This is a genomic window from Shinella sp., from assembly GCF_035998705.1.
Lineage (GTDB): Bacteria > Pseudomonadota > Alphaproteobacteria > Rhizobiales > Rhizobiaceae > Shinella.
On record NZ_DASYHH010000019.1, the window covers coordinates 91,356 to 115,450 of the forward strand.

The following is a 24,095-nucleotide window of genomic DNA, read 5'->3' on the forward strand; positions in this document are numbered from 1 at the left end:
ATATGCGACAGGGGTGGGCGGCTGCGACAACCGGCCGCCTGTCCTCCTCTCCCGAACGAGGGCACCATGCAGGCCGCAAAGGATGGCCTTCATGTCCCCCGTCTCGAGACCCGTCTCGCTCCCGCATCCGCTTCTGCCCGCTGCCGACTGGGCGGATCGTTTCACGCTCGGCCTGCCCGTCGATAACCTGACGGCGCGGGAAGCCGCGCGGCTGGCGCTGGAACATCCGCCGGGCTGGGTGCGCAGACTGATGGCGCTGCGCAATGCGCTGGTCGCACCTTTCGGCTTGAAGCGGGCGGCAGAACAGGCCGCGACATCGGAGACGGAGATCGGCGGTTTTCCGGTGGTGAGCGCCAGCGACGACCGGGTCGTGCTCGGCTTCGACGACAAGCATCTCGATTTCCGCATCGTCATCGATATCCGGCAGGACCGGCCGAGCGGCCAGACCCTGAGCGTGATGACGCTCGTCCACCGCAACAACCTGATGGGCCGGCTTTATCTCGCCGCCATCATGCCGTTCCACAAGCTGATCGTGCGAAAAATGCTGTGCGGCGTCGGGCGCCGGGTCAGTTCGCCGCGGTCACCGTAAAACCCTGCTTGCGCAGGAGTTCGACCACGCCTTCCGGTCCGGCGAGATGCAACGCGCCGACGGCGATGAAGACGTTGCCGTCCGCCAGGATCGGTGCTGCGCGTTCCGCCATCGTGTGGTTGCGGTCGATGATGATGCGCTGCTCGAAATCGGCATAGGCCTCGGCGTCCTCGTCCGTCTCGGGTGCGGATGCCCGCATCATCGGCATGATCATGCCCGTATCGCCGGCGAGATAGAGCTGGCTCATCGTCTCGATGACATCCTTCAGCGTATCGCCGAGTTCCAGCGTCTGCACGAGGCCCTGGACCTGCGGTTCGACCGGCAGCGAATCGAGGGCGGAGATCTGCTCGATCAGCGTTTCGAGGCCCTTCAGCGTCTTGCCTTCGGCGAGCGCGGTCTTGGCGAGCTGCTGGTCGAGGAAGGCGGCACCCGCGGTCTTGCGGGCGATCTCGCAGGCGGGCAGTGCCACGAAGCTCGCGATCATCCATGGCTTCATGCGGCCGACGGCGGCGAGCGACAGGCCGCGTCCCTTCAGGCCTTCCGCAAGCTTCTCCGCATCCTGCTTGTCGAGGAAATCGGTGATGGATTTTCCGTCGGTGAACATGGTGAGGTCCGGCCGCGCCATGATGGTGGCCCCCGCCTTCTTCTCGTCGGCGATCTCGTCCGATTCGACGACGATGGTGGCGGCATCGGCATAGGCGGTGCGCGCCGCCTCGGGCATGGCGAGCACGCGCGGGTCCGTCACATGCATGGTGCCGAGCAGCCAGGAGGCGGGTTTGCCGTCCTTCTCGATCTTCCAGAAGATGCCCTTGCCGTTCGGCATCGCGTCCGCCTCGGCGCGCAGTTTTGCGAAGCCGGCCGGGTCGTCCTTTTCGAATTTCGTCAGCAGGTTGTCGCCGCCGCAGGCCGGCGGTTCCTGCGCATGGGCGGGGGAGAGGGTGGCCAGCACGACGAGGACGGAGAGGGCGACCAGCAGATGGATCGCCGCCAGCACCCAGAGGCCGGCATCGGCCAGCCGGTCGGCCAGCACCATGCGGCTCTTGTGAAGAAGGACTGTCATGGTCGAACTCCCTGCATATTTTTGGCGACCCTAGCCGCAAGCCGTTAACGGTTCAGGCGCGGGGGTGCGCCCGGTCGTAGATTTCCAGCAACCGGGCCGAATCGACACCGGTATAGACCTGCGTGGTAGAAAGGCTTGCATGGCCGAGCAGTTCCTGGATGGTGCGCAGGTCGCCGCCGCCGGCGAGAAGATGCGTGGCGAAGGAATGGCGCAGCGCATGCGGCGTGGCGCTGTCGGGCAGGCCGAGCGCGCTGCGCATCTTCTGCATCTCGCGCTGGATGATGGCCGGCTGCAACGGCCCGCCGCGCATGCCGCGAAACAGCGGTCTGTCCTCGGCCAGCGGGATGGGGCAGAGTTTGATGTAATCCTCGACGCCGGTCAGCGCCGGGGCGATCAGCGGGACGATGCGCATCTTGTCGCCCTTGCCGGTGATGCGCAGCGACGTCGGCGTGCCGGCGAAATCAGCGGGCGTCAGCGACAGCGCTTCGGAGATGCGCAGGCCGCAGCCGTAGAGCAGCGTCAGCACCGCGGCATTGCGCACGCGGATCCACGGCTCGTCGGCCAACTGTTCGCTGGCATCGACAACCGAAATCGCCTGCCCGGCGGAGAGCGGCTTCGGCAGCGATTTCGGCTGTTTCGGCGAGCGCACGGCGGAGGCGCCCGCCGCATTGGCGAGGCCTTTGCGCTCCAGATGGCGCAGGAAGGAGCGCAGGCCCGCAAGGCCGCGGCCGAGCGTGCGCGCACCCACGCCGTCGCGGCGCCGGGCGGCGAGGAAGCCGCGGAGATCCGCGGGGCGCAGGTCGCCGATATCTTTCAGGCGTGCGGGGGCGGCGAGGTGCTGGGTCAGGAAGGCGAGGAACTGCCGCGTGTCGCGCTCATAGGCGTCCAGCGTGTTCTCCGACAGCCGCCGCTCGTCGGCGAGGGCGGCGAGCCAGCTCTGCCGCTCGGTCATCAGGGTCTGGTCGGCGATGATGAGAAGTTCGTTCATGTCATGCCCGTCGGCTATTTGCCGCATGGTCGGCGATTTGCGTTAACGTTTGCTTCACCGGCCGCCTTCCTCTGGACATGGTGCCCGGTATAGAGACGATCGTCCTTCTCACTCCGGATACGCGTCATGCTGCTGCGCTCCATGTCCGCCGAAAACTACCGTTCGCTGCGCTCGATCCGCATGGATCTCGGGCGGGTGAATCTGTTCGTCGGCGAGAACGGGGCGGGCAAATCCAACCTCTATCGCTCGCTGCAACTGGTGCAGGCGGCGGTGCGCGGCAATTTCGCCCATGAGATCGCGGCGGAAGGCGGCATGGCCTCGGCGCTGTGGACGGGCAAGCGCCGGGTGAACGACCCGGTGCGCATCCGGCTGGAAGCCGAGCTGCTCGACGAGGACCGGGCGATCACCTTCCGCTACCGCGTCGAGGCGGGATTGCGGCCGCCGATCGATGCCGCGGGTTTTGCCTTCGAGCCGCAGGTCAAGGCCGAGGAATTGTCGATCGAAACCGGCCGCCGGCCGGTGACCATGATGAAACGCGGCGGGCCGGGCATCATGGTGCGCAGCGAGGTGGGCCGGATGGTGGAATATCCCGAACAGGCCCTGACCTCCGAGACCGCCATTGCACTTCTCGGCGATGCCGGCCACTATCCGGAGGTCGGCACGTTCCGTCGCGCGGTGTCGCAATGGCGCTTCTTCCACGGTTTCCGCTCGGACCGCGATTCGGCGCTGCGGCAGCCCTGCCTTGCCGTCACCGCGCCGCTGCTCGACGAGGACGGGGCGAACATGGCGGCGGTCTTCGCGACGCTGAAATGGACGCGGGGCGACACGGTCGATCTCGACCGGGCGGTGGCGGATGCCTTTGGCGGCGCCCGGCTTTCCGTGTCGGAGCCGGAGGAATTCGCGTCCTACGGGCTGACCTTCCCGCAGTTTCCCCAGCGCATCTTCCAGCCGCGCGAGCTTTCCGACGGGCAGATCCGCTTTTTGGCGCTCGCGGCTGCGCTGCTTTCCTACCGCACGCCGCCGTTGATTGCGCTCAACGAGCCGGAGGCGAGCCTCCATCCGGACATGCTGTCGCCGCTTGCCGAGATGATCGCACGCGCCGCCGAGACGAGCCAGTTGTGGATCGTCACCCATTCGGAACGGCTGGCGCAGGAGGTGGAGACGCGCTGCGGCGTGCGGGCCAAGCGCGTCGTGCGCAATGAGGGGGCGACCTGGATCGACGGCATGCGGCTGACCGGCGCAATGGATGAGGACGACGAATGAGCGGGCCGGCGATCTTTGCGGTTTTCTTCCCGCACCGGCGGGGGCATCTTCGCGGGCAATGAGCAGCGATTCGATCGACCTTTTCGGGGAAAAACTCTTTCCGCGCACGGTGCCCGTCATGGTGCCGGTGCCCACGCCCACGCCCTATTCCTATTCCGTGCCGGAGGGCATGGCGGTGGAGCCGGGCTCGATCGTGCAGGTGCCGCTCGGGCCGCGGCTGGTGCCGGGCGTCGTCTGGGACGGCGGCGATGACAGCCAAGTCGATCCGAAGAAGCTGCGGCCGATCGAGAAGGTGTTCGATTGCCCGCCGCTCTCGAAGGAGATGCGTGATTTCCTCGACTGGGTGTCCGCCTATACGGTGACGCCGCCCGGCCTCGTTACGCGCATGGCGTTGCGCGCGCCGACGGCCTTCGATCCCGAACCGATGATCGAGGGCCTGCGCTTCACCGGTCACCGGCCGGAGCGGCTGACGAGTGCCCGTGAGCGGGTGCTGGAAATGGTCGAGGACGGCATTCCGTGGACCCGCTCGGGCCTCGCACACGCCGCCGGCACCTCGACGAGCGTGGTTGACGGGCTGGTGAAGCAGGGCAGCTTCGAGACGGTCTTCCTGCCGCCGCCGCCCGTCGTGGCGGTGCCCGATCCGGAGCATGTGGAGCCGCGGCTCGAAGGGCCGCAGACGGAGAGTGCGGCGGAGCTTGTCGAGAGCGTGCGCGCCGGCGGCTTCAACGTCTCGCTGATCGACGGCATTACCGGTTCGGGCAAGACGGAGGTCTATTTCGAGGCGATTGCCGAGACGCTGCGGCGGGGCAAACAGGTGCTGATCCTGCTGCCGGAAATCGCGCTGACGGCGAGCTTTTTGGAGCGTTTCCAGGACCGGTTTGGCGCCAAGCCCGCCGAATGGCATTCCGATCTCGCGCCGCGCATCCGCGAAAAAGTCTGGCGGCAGGTGACGACGGGGGATGTGCGGGTCGTTGCCGGCGCGCGGTCGGCGCTGTTCCTGCCCTTCGAGAATCTCGGCCTCGTCATCGTCGACGAGGAACACGACCCGGCCTACAAGCAGGAGGACCGGGTCTTCTACAATGCGCGCGACATGGCGGTGGTGCGGGCGCGCATCGGCGATTTCCCGGCCGTGCTCGTCTCCGCCACACCCTCGGTCGAAAGCCGGGTCAACAGCGATGTCGGGCGCTATCGCAAGCTGCATCTGCCGACGCGCTACGGCGACGCCGCCCTTCCTGACCTGCACCTCATCGACATGCGCCGCCATCCGCCGGCGCGCGGCGGGTTTCTCTCGCCCGTCATGCTGCGCGGCATCGCCCGCACCATCGAGAAGGAGCAGCAGGCGCTGCTCTTCCTCAATCGCCGCGGTTATGCGCCGCTGACGCTCTGCCGTGTCTGCGGCCATCGTTTCCAGTGCCCGCAATGCTCCAGCTGGCTGGTGGAGCACCGCTTTCGCGGACAGATCCAGTGCCACCATTGCGGCTATGCCGAGCGCACGCCGGAAGCCTGCCCGGAATGCGGCACCTTCGATCATCTCGCCGCCTGCGGTCCGGGCGTCGAGCGCATCGCGGAGGAGGTGGAGAAGCATTTTCCGGAAGCCCGCACCATCGTGCTCTCATCCGACCTGATGGGCGTCAAACGGCTTCGGCTGGAGCTGGAGGCGATTGCGCGCGGCGAGGCGGATATCGTCATCGGCACGCAGCTCGTCGCCAAGGGGCACAATTTCCCGCTGATGTCGCTGGTCGGCGTGGTCGATGCCGACCTCGGGCTTTCGAACGGCGATCCGCGCGCGGCGGAGCGGACGTTCCAGCTGCTCTCGCAGGTGACGGGGCGCGCCGGGCGCTCCGGTCTCAAGAGCCACGGCCTCATCCAGACCTACCAGCCGCTGCATCCCGTCATGCAGGCGATCGTCTCGGGCGATGCGCAGGCCTTCTACGACCGCGAGATCGGCGAGCGGGAAAAGGCGCTGCTGCCGCCGTTCGGACGGCTCGCCTCCGTCATCGTCTCGGCCGACACCCGCGGCGAGGCGGAGGCGCATGCGCGGGGGCTGCGGCAGGCGGCACCCCATGTGGACGGCATCTCGATCCTCGGTCCGGCGGAAGCGCCGCTCGCTCTCGTGCGCGGCCGCCATCGCTTTCGGCTGTTGATCCACGGACGGCGCAACAGCGACATGCAGACGTTTTTGCGCACAATGCTTGCCAACGGGCCGAAGGAGCGGGCGTCGCTCCAGGTGCAGCTCGATATCGATCCGCAGAGTTTCCTCTGAGCGTTGGTTAACAAAGAGTTGTGCGAAGTCGGCACGCCCGCTTCTGTGCCTTTGGCGCCTGTGCGATAGAGGGCGGGCGAGCACAACCGGAGAAACGTCGCGATGGAATTCTACATCCCCACCGAAACGGGCGAGCTGCTCGCATTCTCGGCGGCCATCGTGACCGCGCTCTTCGGCCTCTTCGCCCTCTTCGCGCCCGGCACGGCGTTGAAGCTTGCCGGCCTCCAGACCCGCGAGGGCAGCCGTGAAGGATATGCTTTCGCCCGCTCGGCCGGCGGCTTCTACGCGGGGCTCGCCATCGTCGCGCTGATGATGGCGCAGAGCTGGATCTATATGGGCATCGGCGGCGGTTTCGCACTCGCCGCTTTCGGCCGCATTCTCTCGCTGATGTCGGACGGGTCCTTCACGCTTAAAAACCTCGTCGTGCTCCTCGTGCAGGCGGGCCTCGCCGCGCTGCCTTTGGCCTACGCATTCGGCTTCATCTGAGCGAAAAACCGGCCTGGTCTCACCCGCCGACGCAAGAACATAGTCTGCGCAGTCAACTTTTGCTCCGACTATGGCCGACTTATGGCGCATTCCTGCGCCGCGTGTGTTGCGAGTCCCGGTTTCCTATGCTAGACGAACCGCGAAATTCAGAAAAAACGGGCGCAAAAGCCTGTAGGGACTGAAGATTACCGCAACGATTTCAAGTTGTTAGGACCGTAGCACCGCTACTGCCCTGTTTCTTGAATGAAAAGAAGAGAAGCTTGTGCCCGTGGCAGACACATCCCAGCTCGTTTCCGGTGTTGCAGAAAGATACGCGTCTTCGCTTTTCGACCTCGCTCAGGAAGCCGGTTCGGCTGATGGTGTCGGTGCCGATCTCGCCCGTTTCCAGGCGCTGATCGACGGGAGCGAAGACCTCAAGCGGCTGATCCTCAGCCCTGTCTTCTCCGCCGAAGAACAGACCAAAGCCATTTCCGCCGTTGCCGCCAAGGCCGGCATCACGGGCCTCGTGGCAAACTTCCTCAAGGTGGTTGCGTCAAATCGCCGCCTGTTCGCCGTTCCGGGCATGATCAAGGCCTACCGCGTCATCGCGGCCCGCGCCCGCGGCGAAGTTACTGCCGATATCACCTCGGCCCATGCGCTGACCGCAGCGCAGGAAACAGAATTGAAGGCGGCGCTGAAAGGCGTCACCGGCAAAGACGTGACGATCGCCGTCACCGTCGACCCGTCCATTCTCGGTGGCCTGATCGTCAAGGTGGGTTCCCGCCAGATCGACACGTCCCTTCGCACCAAACTCTCTACTCTTAAGCTTGCACTGAAAGAGGTCGGCTGATGGATATCCGCGCCGCGGAAATTTCCGCAATTCTCAAAGATCAGATCAAAAACTTCGGCAAAGAGGCGGAAGTCTCGGAAGTCGGCCAGGTGCTCTCCGTCGGTGACGGTATCGCCCGCGTTTACGGCCTCGACAATGTCCAGGCCGGCGAAATGGTCGAATTCCCGGGTGGCATCCGTGGCATGGCGCTGAACCTCGAAAGCGACAATGTCGGTGTCGTTATCTTCGGTTCGGACCGTGACATCAAGGAAGGTGACACCGTCAAGCGGACCGGCGCCATCGTGGACGTGCCGGTCGGTCCGGAACTGCTCGGCCGCGTCGTCGACGCGCTCGGCAACCCGATCGACGGCAAGGGCCCGATCAATGCCAAGCAGCGCTCGCGCGTCGACGTCAAGGCTCCGGGCATCATTCCGCGCAAGTCGGTGCATGAGCCGATGTCGACCGGCCTCAAGGCCATCGACGCCCTCATCCCGGTCGGCCGTGGCCAGCGCGAGCTGGTCATCGGCGACCGCCAGACCGGCAAGACCGCGATCATCCTGGACGCGATCCTGAACCAGAAGGCGATCCACGACAACGGCCCGGAAGGCGACAAGCTTTACTGCGTCTACGTCGCTATCGGCCAGAAGCGTTCGACCGTCGCCCAGTTCGTGAAGGTTCTCGAAGAGCGTGGCGCTCTCCAGTACTCGATCATCGTTGCTGCAACCGCCTCCGACCCGGCGCCGATGCAGTATCTCGCACCGTTCGCCGGTTGCGCGATGGGCGAATACTTCCGTGACAACGGCAAGCACGCCCTCATCGGTTACGACGACCTGTCCAAGCAGGCCGTTTCCTACCGCCAGATGTCGCTGCTGCTGCGCCGCCCGCCGGGCCGCGAAGCCTATCCGGGCGACGTCTTCTACCTGCATTCGCGTCTCCTCGAGCGCGCTGCAAAGCTCAACGACGAGATGGGCGCTGGTTCGCTGACGGCTCTGCCGGTCATCGAAACCCAGGGCAACGACGTTTCGGCGTTCATCCCGACCAACGTGATCTCGATCACCGACGGCCAGATCTTCCTTGAAACGGACCTGTTCTACCAGGGTATCCGCCCGGCCGTGAACGTCGGTCTGTCGGTTTCCCGCGTGGGCTCGTCCGCGCAGATCAAGGCGATGAAGCAGGTTGCCGGCTCGATCAAGGGCGAGCTCGCCCAGTATCGCGAAATGGCGGCCTTCGCCCAGTTCGGCTCGGACCTCGACGCCGCAACGCAGCGCCTGCTCAACCGCGGTGCCCGCCTGACCGAACTCCTGAAGCAGCCGCAGTTCTCGCCGCTGAAGACGGAAGAGCAGGTCGTGGTGATCTTCGCCGGCGTCAACGGTTACCTCGACAAGATCGCGGTCAACCAGGTCGGCAAGTTCGAGCAGGGCGTGCTCGGCTACTTCCGCTCCGAGGGCAAGGATATCCTCGACGCGATCCGCACCGAAAAGGCGATCAGCGACGACACCAAGGGCAAGCTCAAGGCTGCTCTCGATGCCTTCGCCAAGAGCTTCGGCTGAGGCCTAACGGTTCGAGCCCTGCGCGCTAGTCTAGCGCGCGGGCAGCCCGGGAACTTTGATTGACGCATGATCTTTCGGGATCGTGTTACAGGACGGAAAACGGATGCCTTCACTTAAGGATCTGAAAAACCGGATCGCCTCCGTCAAGGCGACGCAGAAGATCACCAAGGCGATGAAAATGGTCGCCGCGGCGAAGCTTCGGCGTGCCCAGGAAGCGGCCGAGGCCGCCCGGCCCTATTCGCAGCGCATGAGCGCCGTGCTCGCCAACATCGCCCAGGCCGTCGGCCAGGACGATTCGGCGCCGCGCCTCATGACCGGCACGGGCAAGGACCAGGTTCATCTGCTCGTCGTCTGCACGGCCGAACGCGGTCTTTGCGGCGGTTTCAACTCGCAGATCGCGCGTCTGGCGCGTGACCATACCCGCAAGCTTCTGGCGAGCGGCAAGACGGTCAAGATCGTCTGCGTCGGCAAGAAGGGTTTCGATATCCTGCGTCGCGAATTCGCCTCGCTGATCATCGACCGCGTCGACCTGCGTGAAGTCAAGCGCATCGGCTTCGAAAACGCTGACCAGGTCGGCCGCAAGGTCATCGGCCTGTTCGAAAAGGGCGAGTTCGACGTCTGCACGCTGTTCTATTCCGAGTTCAAGTCGGTCATTTCGCAGATCCCGACAGCACTCCAGCTCATCCCGGCCTCCGCTCCCGCGGCTGTCGCCGAGACGACCGGTGCAACGGCGATCTACGACTACGAACCGGATGCCGGCGCGATCCTCGGCGATCTCATCCCGCGCAACATTTCCGTCCAGATCTTCCGGGCCCTGCTCGAGAACGTCGCCGGCGAAATGGGCGCCAAGATGAGCGCCATGGACAACGCGACCCGCAATGCTGGTGAAATGATCAACAAGCTGACGCTGAACTACAACCGTCAGCGCCAGGCTCAGATCACCAAGGAACTCATCGAAATCATCTCGGGCGCTGAAGCGCTCTAAGGACCAGGACAAAGAGGGTAAGAGACATGGCTAAGGCAGCTACCCCGAAGGACACCGCAGCGGCGAAGAAGCCGGCTGCGACCAAGACGGCAGCAGCAGCGGCGGCTCCGGTCGCAGCAGCAGCAACCAAGGCTCCGGCCGCAAAGGCAACGGCTGCCAAGGCATCGGCTGCGAAGACCGCTGTCGCCAAGGCCGCCACGAAGGCTGCGGCTCCGGCCGCATTCGTTGCGACCGGCCGCGTGACGCAGGTCATCGGCGCCGTCGTCGACGTTTCGTTCGACGGTGAACTGCCGCAGATCCTGAACGCGCTGGAAACCGACAACAACGGCAACCGCCTCGTTCTCGAAGTCGCCCAGCACCTCGGCGAAAACACCGTTCGCACGATCGCCATGGACTCGACCGAAGGTCTCGTCCGCGGCCAGCCGGTCGCCAACACCGGCGCCCCGATCACCGTTCCGGTCGGCCCGGAAACGCTCGGCCGCATCATGAACGTCATCGGCGAGCCTGTCGACGAAGCCGGTCCGCTGGTGACCGTCGGCAAGCGCGCCATCCACCAGGATGCGCCGTCCTACGTCGAGCAGTCGACGGAAGCCCAGATCCTCGTCACCGGCATCAAGGTCGTCGACCTGCTGGCACCCTACGCAAAGGGCGGCAAGATCGGCCTGTTCGGCGGCGCCGGCGTCGGCAAGACCGTTCTCATCATGGAACTGATCAACAACGTCGCCAAGGCGCACGGTGGTTATTCGGTGTTTGCAGGCGTGGGTGAACGTACCCGCGAAGGCAACGACCTCTACCACGAAATGATCGAATCCGGCGTGAACAAGCACGGCGGCGGCGAAGGCTCCAAGGCAGCCCTCGTTTACGGCCAGATGAACGAACCGCCGGGCGCACGCGCTCGCGTCGCCCTGACGGGTCTGACGATCGCCGAAGACTTCCGCGACAAGGGCCAGGACGTTCTGTTCTTCGTCGACAACATCTTCCGCTTCACGCAGGCCGGTTCCGAAGTGTCCGCTCTGCTCGGCCGCATCCCGTCGGCCGTGGGCTATCAGCCGACGCTCGCCACCGACATGGGCCAGATGCAGGAACGCATCACCACCACGACCAAGGGCTCGATCACCTCGGTTCAGGCCATCTACGTTCCCGCCGACGACTTGACCGACCCGGCGCCGGCAACCTCGTTCGCCCACCTGGACGCAACGACCGTTCTGTCGCGCTCGATCGCCGAAAAGGGCATCTACCCGGCCGTGGACCCGCTCGACTCGACCTCGCGCATGCTCGACCCGATGGTTGTCGGCGAAGAGCACTACGAAGTCGCCCGTAAGGTCCAGACGACCCTGCAGCGCTACAAGTCGCTCCAGGACATCATCGCCATCCTGGGCATGGACGAACTGTCGGAAGACGACAAGATCGCCGTTGCCCGCGCCCGCAAGATCGAGCGCTTCCTGTCCCAGCCGTTCTTCGTCGCCGAAGTCTTCACCGGTTCGCCGGGCAAGCTCGTCGCGCTCGAAGACACGATCAAGGGCTTCAAGGGCCTCGTCAACGGCGAGTACGATCATCTGCCGGAAGCAGCGTTCTACATGGTCGGTTCCATGGAAGAGGCTGTCGCGAAGGCCAAGAAGCTGGCCGCTGAAGCCGCTTAAAGACTGGCGGGCGCCCCAACAGGGCGCCCATTTACCGGCCGTATGAAATCAGAAGAAGTGAATGGTCATGGCTGACAGTTTCAACTTTGAACTCGTTTCTCCCGAGCGCCTGCTGGTTTCCGGCAGCGTCAGCTCCGTCGTCATTCCGGCGACCGAGGGTGAAATGACCGTCATGGCCAACCACGCGCCGACCATGACGACGATCAAGCCGGGTATCGTCACCGTGACGTTCGCGGATGGCAAGAAGGACCGCTACGTGGTCTTCGGCGGCTTCGCCGATATCGTCCCGACCGGCTGCACGCTGCTTGCCGAATCGGCCGTCCATGTCGACGACCTGAATCGCGAGGACATCACGCGGCGGATCGAAGCGACGCGCGCCGAATTGCAGCATGCCTCCTCGGACGAGCACAAGTTCGGTATCGAGAGCTACCTCGCGCAGCTCACCACGCTGCACGGCGCGCTCCTGCCGGCGTGATCCGGAACCGGATTTCGCACAGACAAAACCCGCTCCGGCGGGTTTTTTGTTGACTTCAACCCGCTTGTCGGCCGCACAAGGTCTCTTTACCTTATCCGCAGAATGCTTTCCGGCGTGGGGCTGCCGGGGGTCCTGTTTTGCTGTTTCTTTACGGCAGGGATGGAGAGTGGCCCCAAAAGGCTGGCTCCAGCAGCAGGACGAGGAATGATGACCCGCAAGATCGTACCCGTAATCATGGCCGGCGGTAAGGGCACGCGCCTGTGGCCGCTGTCGCGCGCCTCCGCGCCAAAACAGTTCCTCGAATTCCTCGGCGAAACGACGCTGTTCCAGAAGACGCTGGCGCGCGTTGCCGACACGGCGCTCTACGAGCCGGCGATCGTCGTCACCAACAACGATTTTCGGTTCCTCGTCGCCGAGCAGGCGCGCGCTGCCGGCGCGCCGCTGACCTCGATCCTGCTTGAACCCGTCGCACGCAACACCGCGCCGGCATTGGCTGCCGCCGCCACGCTCATCGCGCGCATCCACGGCGACGATGGCGTCATGCAGGTGCTGGCTTCCGACCACGAGATCGATGCGAACAGCGTTTATTTCGACTGCATCGCCCGCGCCCAGGCCGCAGCCCAGGCCGGCCGGCTCGTCACCTTCGGCATCACGCCGAGCGAGCCCGCGACCGGCTATGGCTATATCGAGATCGGCGAGGATCTCGGCAACGGTGCCAATGCCGTGCGCCGCTTCGTCGAGAAGCCGGACCGCGACAAGGCGGCGGAGATGCTTTCGGCAGGCGGCTATCTCTGGAATTCAGGCATGTTCATGCTGCCAGTCGGCCTCTTTCTGCGCGAGCTTCGGCAATATGCGCCCGAGGTGCTGGACGCGGCGAGCGAAGCCGTTGCCAAGGCGAAACAAGACCTCGATTTCGAGCGGCTCGATGAGGCGGCCTTTTCGCGCGCCCCCGATATTTCCGTCGACTATGCGATCTTCGAGAAAACGCCGATCGCCGCCGTCGTGCCGTCACCCATCACCTGGTCCGACCTCGGCAGCTGGGATTCCGTCTGGAAGACCGGCAAGCAGGACGAGGCCGGCAACGTGGCGGATGGCAGCACGACCGTGCTCGACACGCGCAATTCGCTGGTCATCTCGCGCGACATCCACGTCGCCGTACAGGGCCTCGACAATGTGGCCGTCATCGCCAGCGAAGACGCCGTCTATGTCGGCCGCATGGAAGACAGCCAGAATGTCGGCAAGCTGGTGAAGCATCTCGCGGCGCTGCCGAAGACGGCGAAGCTGACGGAGACCCACCCGACCTCCTACCGCCCGTGGGGCGGCTATACCTCCGTGCTGAACGGTGAGCGTTTCCAGGTGAAACGCCTCTTCGTGACGCCCGGAAAACGCCTTTCGCTGCAGAAACACCACCATCGCTCCGAACACTGGATCGTCGTGCGCGGCACGGCGGAGGTGACGATCGGCGACAAGACGGTCATGCTGCGCGAAAACGAATCCGTCTATATCCCGCAGGGCGAGGTGCACCGCCTCGCCAATCCCGGCAAGATCCTGCTCGAACTCATCGAGGTGCAGACCGGCTCCTATCTCGGCGAGGACGACATCATCCGCATCGAGGACGAGTTCGGCCGCGGCTGATTAGAGGAGTGTCGCGCCATCCTGCGTCACCTTCAGCGCCGTCAGGCGGCCGCTTGCATAACAGGTGGTGTCGATGCAGATGCGCCCGGTGCCGAAGACCGGCTCGGGTCCTGCTGTATGGCCGTGGATGACGGTGATCGGCAGGCCGGGGCCTTCGCTGAGGAAGGGTTCGCGGATCCAGATTATGTCGTAATCCTTCTGCTGCGGCAGGGGCACGCCCGGCTGGATGCCGGCATGCACGAAGAGCCGGCGGCCGCTCAAGGCTGCGATCGGCAGCTCTTGTAGGAAGGCGATGTGATGCGAAGGCACGCGGCTGCGCAGCGCCTCGCCGAGCGCCCGCATGCCGCGCTCGCCATAGAGATAGTCCGCAAGGTCGATGCCGTAGGAGCGTAGCGTCGCATCGCCGCCATAGTCCAGCCAGCGCAGGTGCTGTAGCGGGTCGATGATGAATTTCAGGAACGTATCGTCATGATTGCCGCAGAGCGCGATGCGCTCGATGCCGTCGGCATGGCGCTTCGTCGCGAGATGCTCGATTACCGCGTTGGAGGCCGGTCCGCGGTCGACATAGTCCCCCAGATAGAGAATCAGCGGCGGCACGCCGGGATGGGTCGCGGCATCGGCGCGGATCTTCTCCTCCAGCGCCAGCACCGCGTCGTGGCAGCCGTGCACGTCGCCGATCGCGTAGATCAACGGCTGGTCGGCGGGAAGCGTCAGACGGCGGCGGCGCAGCGGGGGTGGGGCAATGCTCATGCTTCGACCTCATAGCCGGGAAGGCGGCAGACGGGAACCGGCAAAGTGGCGCATCGCTAACGCCGCTTAACGGGTGGGCAGCGGCCGAGCGCGCGGCAGTCCGCGTCGATCCAGATGCCGGCCTTCTGCTGCATCGCCCGCTGCTGGGTGGCCACTCCTTCCGGCGTCGCGGCCCACGCCGCGCCGGCTGCAATCAGCGTTTCGGCAATGTCCTTGCCTCTGACCGTGCAGGTAAGGAACGCGGCGGGGCCGATGCGAAAATCCTGTTGGCAGAAGAGCGTGCGGTTGGCGATAAGGCTCCTCAGCGCAATTCGCGCTTTCTGGCCGCACACCGCGATGGCGCCCCCTTCGCCGCGGCAGAACCGCTTCGCCTCGACGGCGACGGCATTCGTCAGCACATAGAGACGGTCGCCTTCACGAAAGGACGTGCTGTCGAGCACGGTGACGCGGCTGCTGATGGCAATGCGCAGCGGCGTCATGACATGCTCGACCGCAAGCCGCTCATAGGTCTGCTTGCGGCGGTCGACGCGTACGGGCTTGTCGGTCCAGATCGGGTCGTCGGAGGCGGCACTGGGCCGCAGGTCGGTCGCCGCTGCCACGAAGGGCAGCAGGAGGAATGCCGCCAGCCATGCCATCATCCAGAAGCGCATCACGGTTTTTCCACCAGCGGCAGCCAGCGGCTACGGTCGAAATAATCCGGCAGATAGGAGCCGCGGTTCAGCGTGGGGTCCGGCGCGACGGTGAAATTGTAGCGCGGCGTTTCGCTGAATTCCTTCTTGAGCTGGATGCGGTTGCCGAAACGCACGATATCGAACTCCCTGAGTGCGCGGATGTTTTCGAAAATATCGGGCGCCTCTTCCCAGCGCACCTCGTCGAGAAAGACCTCGATGGCGGTGAGGACGGCGTCGGTCACCTGCGTCTGTGTTGCCGGGTTCTCGATGTTCAGCTTGATGCGGAAGGAGGAGACACGTGTTTCCGCATTGCCCTTGATCGACAGGAAGGCGGAGGAGGGCGGGTTCGTTCCATCGCGTGCGTCGGCGAATTCGCGGTAGGACTGGCACTCCCAGCTCTGCTGGTCGAAAATGCCGGCCTTCCAGCCGGAATTGACGAAGCCGCCCCGGCGCAGCGCCTCGCAGAGCGCTTCCGGCGCCTTGCGGATCGTGCGCACGAACTGGGTCTGCATGGGCGTGACGGGGGTCAGCAGCCGTTCGGAAATGAGGCCCTTTGGGCGCGGCATGCGGTTGCCCTTCATCTCGTAGGGGCGCAGCGCGCGTTCGCGCGGCTGGGCCTGTATCTGATCATAGCCGAAGCGGGCGAGCAGCAGGTTGAGATTGCGGTAGTCGTTGGCCAGAAGCACGGTGGCGCCGATTGTCCCGAGCAGCACGATGGCGAACAGCCCGAAGACAACCAAGCCGGATCTGCCTTGCTTCCGCTCCGTCATGCCGAACCGCGCCGTTGCCCGTGTCGATCCGGCCGGCAGGCCCCGGCCGCGGTCGATCTTCCGTTCCTGATAGGCTACAAGGCGAACGCCTGCAAGCGCGGCCGGTCCCGCGCCTCACGGACCGGCACGGGAGGCCAGCAGGCTTTCATGCAGCCTTAGCACCTCCGGCGGCGCGGTGCGAAATTTCGGCAGGCCGAGATGATAGCCGTAGCCGGTGACGAGGCTGGTCTGCCCGAGCTGCACGAGGGTGCCTGCTGCAAGCTGGCCCGAGATGAGGCCGAGGCTGCCGAGCGCGACGCCATCGCCGACGAGTGCGGCGTCGATGGCCAGTGCATAGGTGGAGAAGGTGAGATGCGGCCGGGGAAGCGGGCGGCGGCGAAAGGCGTCCGACGCGACGCGCTCCAGCCAGGGGCGAAAGGAGATCCAGTTGGCGTTGAAACGCTCGTAGTCGATGAGGTCGAGGCCGGCGAGATCGGCCGGGGCCAGCGTGGCGGGATCGAGCCCCTTGCGGGCGATGTAGCCGGGGGCCGCGACGGGCGCCAGTTCCTCGGCGATGAGTGGCGTCAGGGTCCAGCGCGGGTGTTCGCCCGCGGAATAGAGGATGACCAGGTCGTTGTTTTCCGAGGCGAGGTCGGCGGGGCTGTCGACGGTGACGAGGCGAATGGAAACGCCGGGATTGTCGCGGGCGAAATCGCGCAGGCGCGGCCCAAGCCAGAGATGCGAGACGGAGCCGCTGGCGGCAAGCGAGATGCTCTGGCCGGCGCCGGTGCGGAAGGGTTCGAGGCTTTCCTCCAGATAATCGAGCGAGGCGCGCACGCGCTGGAACAGTTTTTCGCCGCGCGGCGTCAGCGACAGGTTCTTGCCGGCGCGGGCGAAAAGCTGGGTGCCGAGATGGTCTTCAAGCCCCTTGATGCGGCGGCTGACGGCGGCTTGCGTGATATTCAGCTCGCGCCCCGCCCGGGAAAAATTCATGTGCCGGCAGGCGGCGTCGAAGACGCGGAAGGCTTCCAGCGGGATATGGGCGAGCAGATTGGCTTTCATAATCTCAAGTTATCAAAAAGCCCGAAAAATCCAAGGATTTGAAAATCTGAAATCGTGATGCACGGTCCGGGAAATCGTCTGGGGGATTTTTCGTGAAGTTCGCAACGTCTTTCGTGCCTGATATCCGCTTCGGCGAAGGGGTGCATGGCACCATCGCCGCCTCCGCCCGCGCGTTCGGCGCGGAAAAGGTGCTCGTCGTCATCGATGGTTTCCTTGCCAACAGCGGCCTCGGCGCGCGTCTTTCGGCGCAGTTCGCCGCGGAAGGCGTGGCCACAGAGTCCTATTCCGACTTTGCCGGCGAGCCGAAGCTTGCGCATGTGCGGGCCGCAACGGCGGCGGCGCGCGGCAAGGATCTTGTTGTCGGCATCGGCGGCGGGTCGGCGCTGGATATTGCCAAGATCGCGGCCTGCGCGGCGGCGGCTTCCGAAGACCCGATGTTTTATGCGCTCGCCGCCAATCCGCTGCCGAAGGCGCCGCTGAAGAAGATCATGGTGCCGACCACGGCGGGCACCGGCTCGGAAACCTCGGCAACGACGATCTTTGCCGGGCCGGAGGGCAAGAAACTCTGGATCTGGGGGCCGGAGACCAAGGCGGATCTCGTGCTGCTCGACCCGGCGCTGACGGTGACGCTGCCGGCGAACCTGACGGCCTGGTGCGGCCTCGATGCCTTCGTGCACGCCTTCGAGGCGGCGACCAACCGCAATGCCCATGCCGGCGCGGCGCTCTATGCCCGTGCGGCGCTCGGCCTGCTGACCGGAGCGCTGGAAACGGCGGTGAAGAACCCGGCGGATATCGAAGCGCGCGGCAAGGTGCTGCTCGGCTCGTGTTATGCCGGCGTCGCCATCGACAATTGCGGCACGGCGGTTGCACACAATATCAGCCATGCATTGGCCGGTCTCGCGCCGGTGCATCATGGCCTCGCCACGGCGCTCGGCTTCGAGGCCACGCTCGCCTGGCTGGTCGAGGCCGACACGGCGGACCTTGCGGCTGCGGCGCGGGCCTGCGGGCTCTTCGATGCAGCGATGCTGCCGGGCTTCGTCGGCGATCTGATGGACCGCTGCGGCATCGTCCGTGCGCTGCCAAAGGCCTTTGCGGATTTCACCACCGCCGATCTCGCCCGGGAAATGCGCGCGCCGGAAAACCAGCCGATGCGGCGCTCGACGGCGCGCGAGATTTCCGATGCCGATATCGAAACCTTTGCGGCCGCGATGATGGCCCTGCCCAAGACGCTCTGAGGACCCGATATGACCGAACAGTTCAGCCGCGCCTATTGGGAAGACCGCCTTGCCGGCCTTTCGCTCGGCCGCGGGCATTTTATCGACGGCAAGGTGCAGGCGGCGTCATCCGGCAAGACATTCGTGCGCACACGCCCGATGGATGGCCAGCCCGGTGCGGTGCTGGCGCGTGGTGATGTCGCGGATGTCGATCTCGCCGTGGCTTCCGCCCGCAAGGCCTTTGCGAGCGCCGTGTGGCGCGGCAAGGAGCCGATCGAAAAGAAGAAGATCATGCTGCGCTGGGCGGAACTGATCCGCATCCATGGCGAGGAACTGGCGCTGCTGGAGACGCTCGATGTCGGCAAGCCGGTGCAGGCGTCGCTCGGCGTCGATGTGCGGCTCTGCGCCGAGGGCATCCAGTATTACGGCGAGATGATCGACAAGCTCTATGACGAGATCGCGCCGACGGGGCCGAAGGCGCGCGCGCTGGTGCGCAAGGTGCCGCTCGGGGTCATCGCGGCCATCACGCCGTGGAACTACCCGATGATCATCGACGCCTGGAAGCTCGGGCCGGCGATTGCAGCCGGCAATTCCGTCGTACTGAAGCCGGCGGAACAGTCGTCGCTCTCGGCGCTGCGGCTGGCGGAACTGGCGATCGAGGCGGGCCTTCCCGCCGGGGTCTTCAATGTCGTCACCGGCTTTGGCGAGGAGGTCGGCAAGCCGCTGGCGCTGCATATGGATGTCGACATGGTGGCCTTCACCGGCTCCACCGAAGTCGGCAAGCTGATCATGGGCTATGCCGCGCAGTCGAACCTCAAGCGCGTGGCACTGGAGCTCGGCGGCAAGTCGCCGCTCGTCGTCTTCGAGGATGCCGATCTCGATGCGGCTGCCAGTGCGGCCGCCTGGGGCTGTTTCTACAATTCCGGCGAGACCTGCCATGCCGCCACCCGCCTCGTCGTGCAGCGCTCGGTGCAGGACAGGCTGATCGAGAAGATCGAGGCGGTGGTGAAGCGCGAGATCGCGCTGGCGCATCCCTTCGAGCCGTCTGCGCAGATCGGCGCGCTGATCGAGGCGGAGCATATGGACAAGGTGCTGGGCCTCATCGCCGCGGGCGAGAAGGATGGCGGGCGCCGTGTGTTCGGGGCGGAGCGGGTGCTGTTGGAGACCGGCGGTTATTATGTCTCGCCGGGCGTCATCACCGATGTGACGAACGACATGCGCATCGCGCGGCAGGAGATCTTTGGGCCGGTGCTGGCGGCAATCGCCTTCGATACGGAGGAGGAGGCGCTCGCGATCGCCAACGACACGATCTACGGGCTGGCGGGCGCGGTCTTCACCCGCGACATGGACCGGGCGCACCGCTTCTCCGAGGCGATCCATGCCGGGACTGTCTGGATCAACACTTACGACATGTCTAACTTCGCAACGCCCTTCGGCGGCTTCAAGCAATCAGGCTTCGGCCGCGACCGCTCGGTGCATGCGGTCGACAAATATTGCGACTACAAGACGATCTGGCAGCAGTTCGGCTAAGGGGGAAGGCGTATGAGCAAGATCGTTTCCATCGGCATCAGCCACCACCGGCTGCCGCTCGATCCACCGTTCAAGGCAAGCTGGGACGGCCGGCCGCGCCGGCATTTCGACGCGACGATCGTGCGCGTGACGGACGACGAGGGCCGCGAGGGCATCGGCTCCGGCGACCTGATGAAGGGGTTCGAGGGGCACGAGGACCTGTTCATCGGTCAGGACCCGCGCCATCTCGAACGGCACTATGAGGTATTGTCGCATATCAACTTCCACTACGGCCGCTGCTGGCCGCTCGATCTCGCGCTCTGGGACCTTGCCGGCAAGGTGACGGGCGAGCCGGTCTGGCGCATGCTCGGCGGCCGGGCGGATCGTGTGCGGCTCTACGCCTCCTCCGGTGTGCTGCGCGACCCCGCCGCCATGGCCGACCAGGCGGAGCGCTATATCGAAGAGGGCTTTCCGGCGATGAAGGTGCGGTTCTCGTCTTCCGTCGGCGGCCGCAATGGCTGGCGGGACGGCGTGAAGGCACTGGAGGCGATCCGTGCACGTGTCGGCGACCGGCTGGAGCTGATGGTCGACTGCAACCAGGGTTGGCGCATGCCCTGGGATACGACACTGCCCTGGACCTTCAAGGATGCACTGGTCGTGGCGCGCGAGCTGGAACGGCTCGGCATCTACTGGATGGAGGAGCCGCTGCACCGCTCCGACCACAAGGGCATGAAGGCGCTGAAGGCGGCGACGGATATCCGCATTGCCGGCGGCGAGATGACGCGGGAACTCTACGAGTTCCGCGACATCATCGAGGAGCGCGCCTTCGATATCATCCAGCCGGATGTGGCGCTGGTCGGCGGCATTACCGGTTGCCGCCGGCTCGCCTTCCAGGCGCGCGAGGCGGGCGTCACCTTCACGCCGCACTCATGGACGAACGGCATCGGCGTGCTCGCCAATGCGCATCTGACGGCGGGTGCGGGGGACGCGCCCTTCCTCGAATATCCCTATGACACGCCGGAATGGAGCGAGGCGCGCCGCGATTATCCGCTCACGACACCGCTCAGCCACGAGAACGGCTGGCTCAAGCTCGGCGAGGCCCCCGGCCTCGGCATCGTGCTCGACGAAGACCGGCTCAAGGCGACGCGGCTTCCCTGAGCCGCTTCACTTCGCCCCCTTGACATATGCCCCGTGGAGGCCGACTTCACGGGGATACGGACGCGAAGGAGACGAGCCATGAGCGAGGCAGCCCGCACGACGATCGACCAGGCGGAAGTCGACCGGTTTTCGGCGATGGCCGCGGAATGGTGGGATCCGAACGGCAAGTTCCGGCCGCTGCACAAGTTCAATCCGGTCCGCCTCACCTATATCCGCGATCTCGTCTCCGCCCAGTTCGGCCGCGACCCGAGGGCGCATCGTCTCCTCGAAGGCCTGCGCATCCTCGATATCGGCTGCGGCGGCGGCCTGCTCTCCGAGCCGATGGCGCGCATGGGGGCGGAGGTGCTGGGCGCGGATGCCTCGGAAAAGAATATCGGTATTGCCAAGGCGCATGCGGCGGGCAGCGGCGTGCCGGTCGATTACCGTGCGGTGACGGCCGAGGCGCTGGCGGAAGCCGGCGAGACCTTCGACGTGGTGCTCAACATGGAAGTGGTCGAGCACGTCTCCGACGTCGAGTTCTTCCTCACCACCTGCGCCTCGATGGTGCGCCCCGGCGGCATGATGTTCGTCGCCACGATCAACCGCACGATGAAGGCGGCGGCACTTGCGATCTTTGCCGCGGAAAACGTGCTGCGCTGGCTGCCGCGCGGCACGCACCAATATGAAAAGCTGGTGCGCCCGGAAGAGATCGAGAAGCCGCTCAATGCATCGGGGCTGACGGTGACAGATCGCACCGGCGTGTTCTTCAATCCGCTCACCAACCAGTGGAACCTGTCGAAGGACATGGACGTGAACTACATGATGGTCGCGCGCCGCGCGTCCGCCTGATCAGTTCGTTTCGTCGGGCAGGACGGGGAGGGGTGCCACTTCGACGCCTTCTTCCAGCAGATCGCGCACCTCTTCGGCGGAGGCCCGGCCGATCAGGCCGCGCTGTTCTGTCTCGCCATAGTGGATTTTCCGCGCTTCTTCGGGAAAGCGCTCGCCGACATCCTCGGAATTCGCGCGGATGGCGGTGACGATCTCGCGGAGCTTGCCCATCATCGCCTTCTGGCCGGCCTGCACGACGAGCTCCTGGCGGCGCTCCTTCTTGCGGGCGGTCGAGAGGGCGGGCGCCATCAGGCGCTTGGCGACATGGGCCGAGCCGCAGGTCGGACAGGCGACGAGCGCCATCTTCTGCTGGCGGTCGAAATCGTCCGCCGAGCCGAACCACCCTTCGAAGGTGTGCCCGTTGTCACAGGAAAGCTCGTAGCGGATCAAGCGGCAACGCCTCCCTTCGCGGGTTCGCCTGCCACTTCGAGCGTGAAGGCGCGACCGTTGCGCAGGTTGGGGATCTTCTGGTGCGCGGATTTGACGGCGGCGGGGTCGACCTCGGCGAGTACGATGGCCTCGCCCGTACCGCCGGCACTGGCGAGCACGCGGCCCCAGGGGTCGATGATCATCGAATGGCCGAAGGTCTCGCGGCCGTCTTCATGCACGCCTGCCTGGGCGGCGGCGATGATGTAGACGCCGTTCTCGATGGCGCGGGCGCGCAGCAGCGTCTCCCAATGCGCTTCGCCCGTCTGGCGGGTGAAGGCGGCGGGCACGGAGATGATTTCCGCGCCGGCCTGCGCCTGGATCTTGAAGAGTTCGGGGAAACGCACGTCGTAGCAGATGGCAAAGCCAAGCTTGGCGAAGGGCAGGTCCGCCATGCGGGCGACGGCGCCCGGCGAATAGACCGCGCTCTCGCGCCAGCTCTCGCCATTGTCGAGGTCGACGTCGAACATGTGGATCTTGTCGTAGGTGCAGACCTGCGTGCCATCCGGGCCGAAGAGGAAGCCACGGTTGGCGACCTTGCCGTCGGCAAGCGCGATGGCCGTCGAGCCGACATGCACGTGGATGCCCAGTTCCTTTGCGAGTTCCGCCGCGGCGGCGACCACGAGGTCGTCGGCCTCGGAGCGCAGGATCGCCCGGAGCCCCGCGCGATCGCGCTGGAGGGCGCCGGTCATTTCCGGGGTCTGGACATAGACGGCGCCCTTGGCGGCCGCCTCGCGCACGAGGCGCCGCATCGTCTCCACGTTGCGGACGGGGTCGGTCCCGGAGCACATCTGGAGGGCGGCGATCGTGACGGTCATGGGGTTCTCCTCAGGCCGCCAGCAGGGCGTCGAGTTCGCCGGCGCGCTCCAGCGCCTGCAGGTCATCGCAGCCGCCGACATGGCGCTCGTTGATGAATATCTGCGGGAAGGTGTTGCGGCCATTGGCGCGCTTGATCATCTCCTGGCGCACATCCGGCGCATAGGTCGCGTCATGCTCTTCGAAGCTGACGCCCTTGGTCTCGAGAAGTTTCTTGGCGGCGCTGCAATAGCCGCAGAATTGACGCGTATAAATAACGACCGAAGCCATGCTGACCTGCTCCAAGACTTGGAAATTCGTCCTTTTCATATAGGTCCGGGAAGGGCCCTTGCAAAGGTCAAAACGGTAATGTCGGTGACACCGGCGCGCTTCAGCGTGCGGGTGACGGCGGCAACGGTGGCGCCGGTCGTGTAGACATCGTCGACCAGTACGACGCGCCGGCCGAACAGCGCCTCGCGGCCGGCCTGCGTCACGGTGAAGGCGCCGCGCACGTTTTCCTCGCGCGCCCGGGGACCGAGGCCGATCTGGCGGCGGGTGCGTTTCGTGCGGCGCACGGCGTCGATCAGCACGGGTTTTTCCGAAAGCCGGCCGAGCGCGCGGGCAAGTTCCGCCGCCTGGTTGAACTTGCGCCAGATCAGGCGAAAGCGGTGCAGCGGAACGGGCAGGATGACGTCCGCCGCCTGTACCGTGCCGTCGCCGGCGCGCAGCATCCATTGCGCCATCATGGGCGCCAGATCGGTGCGGTCGCGGTATTTCAGCGAATGCACGAGCACGCGGGCGAGGTCGTCATAAAGGGCGACGGAGCGCAGCCGGTCGAAGGGCGGCGGGGTGGCGATGGCGTCGGCGCTGAGGATGCCGGGGCCGAGATCGTGGGTAAACGGCGTGCCGAGCACCTCGCAATAGGGCCGCTCGATGAAGCCGAGCTTCGACCAGCACTGCGGGCAGAGGCTGGCGCGGCTGCCGAGAAGCCTGTCGCAGCCGGGGCAGGCCGGCGGATAGACGATGTCGAGGGCGGCACGGCCGAGGCCGCGCAGCCGGCGGGCGAGGCCCTGCCGGAGCGGGATTGCCGGCAATGCCTCGGCCTCGATTTCGCCCATGCGGTTGACAATAGTCGGTCTTACCGGCCAAAGC

The 24,095-nt window shown here is 65.6% G+C and carries 24 protein-coding genes; 14 read left to right on the forward strand and 10 right to left on the reverse strand.

Annotated elements, in window-relative coordinates; genetic code table 11:
* The first annotated feature begins 91 nt into the window (after nucleotides 1-91).
* Entirely contained in the window at nucleotides 92-589 is a 498-nt protein-coding gene (locus VGN93_RS14860; RefSeq protein WP_327508058.1) for a DUF2867 domain-containing protein, read from the forward strand.
* Here the strand turns inward: VGN93_RS14860 and VGN93_RS14865 are convergent.
* Nucleotides 567-1,649, reverse strand: a complete 1,083-nt coding sequence (locus VGN93_RS14865) for a TraB/GumN family protein (RefSeq protein WP_327508059.1) — start codon at nucleotides 1,647-1,649, stop codon at nucleotides 567-569. The two genes, VGN93_RS14860 and VGN93_RS14865, sit on opposite strands and share 23 nt — an antisense overlap.
* Before the next feature lie 52 nt (nucleotides 1,650-1,701).
* Nucleotides 1,702-2,637: a tyrosine recombinase XerC gene (locus tag VGN93_RS14870; protein ID WP_327508060.1), complete on the reverse strand. Its 936-nt coding sequence runs from the start codon at nucleotides 2,635-2,637 to the stop codon at nucleotides 1,702-1,704.
* A 126-nt stretch (nucleotides 2,638-2,763) separates the two neighbouring features.
* Between VGN93_RS14870 and VGN93_RS14875 the strand changes: the two genes are divergently transcribed.
* The 9 genes from VGN93_RS14875 to VGN93_RS14915 all read left to right on the forward strand — a co-directional run bounded on the left by VGN93_RS14875 (nucleotide 2,764) and on the right by VGN93_RS14915 (nucleotide 13,742).
* On the forward strand, nucleotides 2,764-3,900 hold the full coding sequence (locus VGN93_RS14875; RefSeq protein WP_327508061.1) for an AAA family ATPase: 1,137 nt from the start codon (nucleotides 2,764-2,766) through the stop codon (nucleotides 3,898-3,900).
* A gap of 58 nt (nucleotides 3,901-3,958) precedes the next feature.
* Nucleotides 3,959-6,163: a primosomal protein N' gene (locus VGN93_RS14880; protein ID WP_327508062.1), complete on the forward strand. Its 2,205-nt coding sequence runs from the start codon at nucleotides 3,959-3,961 to the stop codon at nucleotides 6,161-6,163.
* 102 nt (nucleotides 6,164-6,265) lie between these two features.
* On the forward strand, nucleotides 6,266-6,649 hold the full coding sequence (locus VGN93_RS14885) for a DUF4345 domain-containing protein (RefSeq protein ID WP_327508063.1): 384 nt from the start codon (nucleotides 6,266-6,268) through the stop codon (nucleotides 6,647-6,649).
* A 262-nt stretch (nucleotides 6,650-6,911) separates the two neighbouring features.
* Complete coding sequence (locus VGN93_RS14890; protein ID WP_319315803.1) at nucleotides 6,912-7,478, forward strand: F0F1 ATP synthase subunit delta; 567 nt, start codon at nucleotides 6,912-6,914, stop codon at nucleotides 7,476-7,478.
* Nucleotides 7,478-9,007, forward strand: coding sequence for a F0F1 ATP synthase subunit alpha (gene atpA / locus VGN93_RS14895; RefSeq protein WP_319315805.1), 1,530 nt, complete (start codon nucleotides 7,478-7,480; stop codon nucleotides 9,005-9,007). The genes VGN93_RS14890 and atpA overlap by 1 nt, the downstream gene beginning before the upstream one ends.
* A gap of 103 nt (nucleotides 9,008-9,110) precedes the next feature.
* The gene (locus VGN93_RS14900; RefSeq protein WP_319315807.1) at nucleotides 9,111-9,992 is read left to right on the forward strand and encodes a F0F1 ATP synthase subunit gamma; all 882 of its coding nucleotides are present in this window, start codon (nucleotides 9,111-9,113) and stop codon (nucleotides 9,990-9,992) included.
* Nucleotides 9,993-10,018: 26 nt separating this feature from the next.
* Nucleotides 10,019-11,632 carry a F0F1 ATP synthase subunit beta gene (gene atpD / locus VGN93_RS14905; RefSeq protein WP_327508064.1) on the forward strand — a complete coding sequence of 538 codons (1,614 nt, stop codon included), beginning with the start codon at nucleotides 10,019-10,021 and terminating at the stop codon, nucleotides 11,630-11,632.
* A gap of 67 nt (nucleotides 11,633-11,699) precedes the next feature.
* Complete coding sequence (locus VGN93_RS14910; RefSeq protein ID WP_319315813.1) at nucleotides 11,700-12,107, forward strand: F0F1 ATP synthase subunit epsilon; 408 nt, start codon at nucleotides 11,700-11,702, stop codon at nucleotides 12,105-12,107.
* Between the two features lie 207 nt (nucleotides 12,108-12,314).
* Nucleotides 12,315-13,742, forward strand: a complete 1,428-nt coding sequence (locus VGN93_RS14915; protein ID WP_327508136.1) for a mannose-1-phosphate guanylyltransferase/mannose-6-phosphate isomerase — start codon at nucleotides 12,315-12,317, stop codon at nucleotides 13,740-13,742.
* Here VGN93_RS14915 and VGN93_RS14920 read toward each other — a convergent pair whose 3' ends face one another.
* The 4 genes from VGN93_RS14920 to VGN93_RS14935 form a co-directional block, all read right to left on the reverse strand.
* On the reverse strand, nucleotides 13,743-14,492 hold the full coding sequence (locus VGN93_RS14920; RefSeq protein WP_327508065.1) for a metallophosphoesterase: 750 nt from the start codon (nucleotides 14,490-14,492) through the stop codon (nucleotides 13,743-13,745).
* A 56-nt stretch (nucleotides 14,493-14,548) separates the two neighbouring features.
* A complete protein-coding gene (locus tag VGN93_RS14925) occupies nucleotides 14,549-15,142 on the reverse strand; it encodes a hypothetical protein (RefSeq protein ID WP_327508066.1) in 594 nt (197 codons plus the stop codon).
* A complete protein-coding gene (locus VGN93_RS14930; RefSeq protein WP_327508067.1) occupies nucleotides 15,142-15,903 on the reverse strand; it encodes a DUF6030 family protein in 762 nt (253 codons plus the stop codon). The genes VGN93_RS14925 and VGN93_RS14930 overlap by 1 nt, the downstream gene beginning before the upstream one ends.
* A gap of 144 nt (nucleotides 15,904-16,047) precedes the next feature.
* The gene (locus VGN93_RS14935; RefSeq protein ID WP_327508068.1) at nucleotides 16,048-16,974 is read right to left on the reverse strand and encodes a LysR substrate-binding domain-containing protein; all 927 of its coding nucleotides are present in this window, start codon (nucleotides 16,972-16,974) and stop codon (nucleotides 16,048-16,050) included.
* A 92-nt stretch (nucleotides 16,975-17,066) separates the two neighbouring features.
* Here VGN93_RS14935 and VGN93_RS14940 point away from each other — a divergent pair, with 92 nt between their 5' ends.
* The 4 genes from VGN93_RS14940 to ubiG all read left to right on the forward strand — a co-directional run bounded on the left by VGN93_RS14940 (nucleotide 17,067) and on the right by ubiG (nucleotide 21,683).
* Nucleotides 17,067-18,209 (forward strand): iron-containing alcohol dehydrogenase, encoded by a 1,143-nt coding sequence (locus VGN93_RS14940; RefSeq protein ID WP_327508069.1) that lies wholly within the window; start codon nucleotides 17,067-17,069, stop codon nucleotides 18,207-18,209.
* A 9-nt stretch (nucleotides 18,210-18,218) separates the two neighbouring features.
* Nucleotides 18,219-19,718, forward strand: coding sequence for an aldehyde dehydrogenase (locus VGN93_RS14945; protein ID WP_327508070.1), 1,500 nt, complete (start codon nucleotides 18,219-18,221; stop codon nucleotides 19,716-19,718).
* Between the two features lie 12 nt (nucleotides 19,719-19,730).
* Nucleotides 19,731-20,855: a mandelate racemase/muconate lactonizing enzyme family protein gene (locus VGN93_RS14950; RefSeq protein ID WP_327508071.1), complete on the forward strand. Its 1,125-nt coding sequence runs from the start codon at nucleotides 19,731-19,733 to the stop codon at nucleotides 20,853-20,855.
* Nucleotides 20,856-20,933: 78 nt separating this feature from the next.
* Complete coding sequence (gene ubiG, locus VGN93_RS14955; RefSeq protein ID WP_327508072.1) at nucleotides 20,934-21,683, forward strand: bifunctional 2-polyprenyl-6-hydroxyphenol methylase/3-demethylubiquinol 3-O-methyltransferase UbiG; 750 nt, start codon at nucleotides 20,934-20,936, stop codon at nucleotides 21,681-21,683.
* Here ubiG and VGN93_RS14960 read toward each other — a convergent pair whose 3' ends face one another.
* Genes VGN93_RS14960 through VGN93_RS14975 form a run of 4 tightly spaced genes read right to left on the reverse strand, consistent with a single transcriptional unit; the run spans nucleotide 21,684 to nucleotide 24,061 of the window.
* Nucleotides 21,684-22,112 carry a DUF1178 family protein gene (locus VGN93_RS14960; protein WP_327508073.1) on the reverse strand — a complete coding sequence of 143 codons (429 nt, stop codon included), beginning with the start codon at nucleotides 22,110-22,112 and terminating at the stop codon, nucleotides 21,684-21,686.
* A complete protein-coding gene (locus tag VGN93_RS14965) occupies nucleotides 22,109-22,966 on the reverse strand; it encodes a carbon-nitrogen hydrolase family protein (protein ID WP_327508074.1) in 858 nt (285 codons plus the stop codon). The genes VGN93_RS14960 and VGN93_RS14965 overlap by 4 nt, the downstream gene beginning before the upstream one ends.
* Nucleotides 22,967-22,976: 10 nt before the next feature.
* Nucleotides 22,977-23,234 carry a glutaredoxin 3 gene (gene grxC, locus VGN93_RS14970; protein WP_319315843.1) on the reverse strand — a complete coding sequence of 86 codons (258 nt, stop codon included), beginning with the start codon at nucleotides 23,232-23,234 and terminating at the stop codon, nucleotides 22,977-22,979.
* A 35-nt stretch (nucleotides 23,235-23,269) separates the two neighbouring features.
* Nucleotides 23,270-24,061: a ComF family protein gene (locus VGN93_RS14975; RefSeq protein ID WP_327508075.1), complete on the reverse strand. Its 792-nt coding sequence runs from the start codon at nucleotides 24,059-24,061 to the stop codon at nucleotides 23,270-23,272.
* Nucleotides 24,062-24,095 lie beyond the last annotated feature (34 nt).

What these genes read in the sequence shown, in the direction of transcription:
- VGN93_RS14860 (WP_327508058.1), top strand. Translation starts at nt 92, where the DNA reads ATGTCCCCCGTCTCGAGACCCGTCTCGCTCCCGCATCCGCTTCTGCCC.
- VGN93_RS14865 (WP_327508059.1), bottom strand. Translation starts at nt 1,649, where the DNA reads ATGACAGTCCTTCTTCACAAGAGCCGCATGGTGCTGGCCGACCGGCTG.
- VGN93_RS14870 (WP_327508060.1), bottom strand. Translation starts at nt 2,637, where the DNA reads ATGAACGAACTTCTCATCATCGCCGACCAGACCCTGATGACCGAGCGG.
- VGN93_RS14875 (WP_327508061.1), top strand. Translation starts at nt 2,764, where the DNA reads ATGCTGCTGCGCTCCATGTCCGCCGAAAACTACCGTTCGCTGCGCTCG.
- VGN93_RS14880 (WP_327508062.1), top strand. Translation starts at nt 3,959, where the DNA reads ATGAGCAGCGATTCGATCGACCTTTTCGGGGAAAAACTCTTTCCGCGC.
- VGN93_RS14885 (WP_327508063.1), top strand. Translation starts at nt 6,266, where the DNA reads ATGGAATTCTACATCCCCACCGAAACGGGCGAGCTGCTCGCATTCTCG.
- atpA (WP_319315805.1), top strand. Translation starts at nt 7,478, where the DNA reads ATGGATATCCGCGCCGCGGAAATTTCCGCAATTCTCAAAGATCAGATC.
- VGN93_RS14900 (WP_319315807.1), top strand. Translation starts at nt 9,111, where the DNA reads ATGCCTTCACTTAAGGATCTGAAAAACCGGATCGCCTCCGTCAAGGCG.
- atpD (WP_327508064.1), top strand. Translation starts at nt 10,019, where the DNA reads ATGGCTAAGGCAGCTACCCCGAAGGACACCGCAGCGGCGAAGAAGCCG.
- VGN93_RS14910 (WP_319315813.1), top strand. Translation starts at nt 11,700, where the DNA reads ATGGCTGACAGTTTCAACTTTGAACTCGTTTCTCCCGAGCGCCTGCTG.
- VGN93_RS14915 (WP_327508136.1), top strand. Translation starts at nt 12,315, where the DNA reads ATGACCCGCAAGATCGTACCCGTAATCATGGCCGGCGGTAAGGGCACG.
- VGN93_RS14920 (WP_327508065.1), bottom strand. Translation starts at nt 14,492, where the DNA reads ATGAGCATTGCCCCACCCCCGCTGCGCCGCCGCCGTCTGACGCTTCCC.
- VGN93_RS14925 (WP_327508066.1), bottom strand. Translation starts at nt 15,142, where the DNA reads ATGCGCTTCTGGATGATGGCATGGCTGGCGGCATTCCTCCTGCTGCCC.
- VGN93_RS14935 (WP_327508068.1), bottom strand. Translation starts at nt 16,974, where the DNA reads ATGAAAGCCAATCTGCTCGCCCATATCCCGCTGGAAGCCTTCCGCGTC.
- VGN93_RS14945 (WP_327508070.1), top strand. Translation starts at nt 18,219, where the DNA reads ATGACCGAACAGTTCAGCCGCGCCTATTGGGAAGACCGCCTTGCCGGC.
- VGN93_RS14950 (WP_327508071.1), top strand. Translation starts at nt 19,731, where the DNA reads ATGAGCAAGATCGTTTCCATCGGCATCAGCCACCACCGGCTGCCGCTC.
- ubiG (WP_327508072.1), top strand. Translation starts at nt 20,934, where the DNA reads ATGAGCGAGGCAGCCCGCACGACGATCGACCAGGCGGAAGTCGACCGG.
- VGN93_RS14965 (WP_327508074.1), bottom strand. Translation starts at nt 22,966, where the DNA reads ATGACCGTCACGATCGCCGCCCTCCAGATGTGCTCCGGGACCGACCCC.
- grxC (WP_319315843.1), bottom strand. Translation starts at nt 23,234, where the DNA reads ATGGCTTCGGTCGTTATTTATACGCGTCAATTCTGCGGCTATTGCAGC.
- VGN93_RS14975 (WP_327508075.1), bottom strand. Translation starts at nt 24,061, where the DNA reads ATGGGCGAAATCGAGGCCGAGGCATTGCCGGCAATCCCGCTCCGGCAG.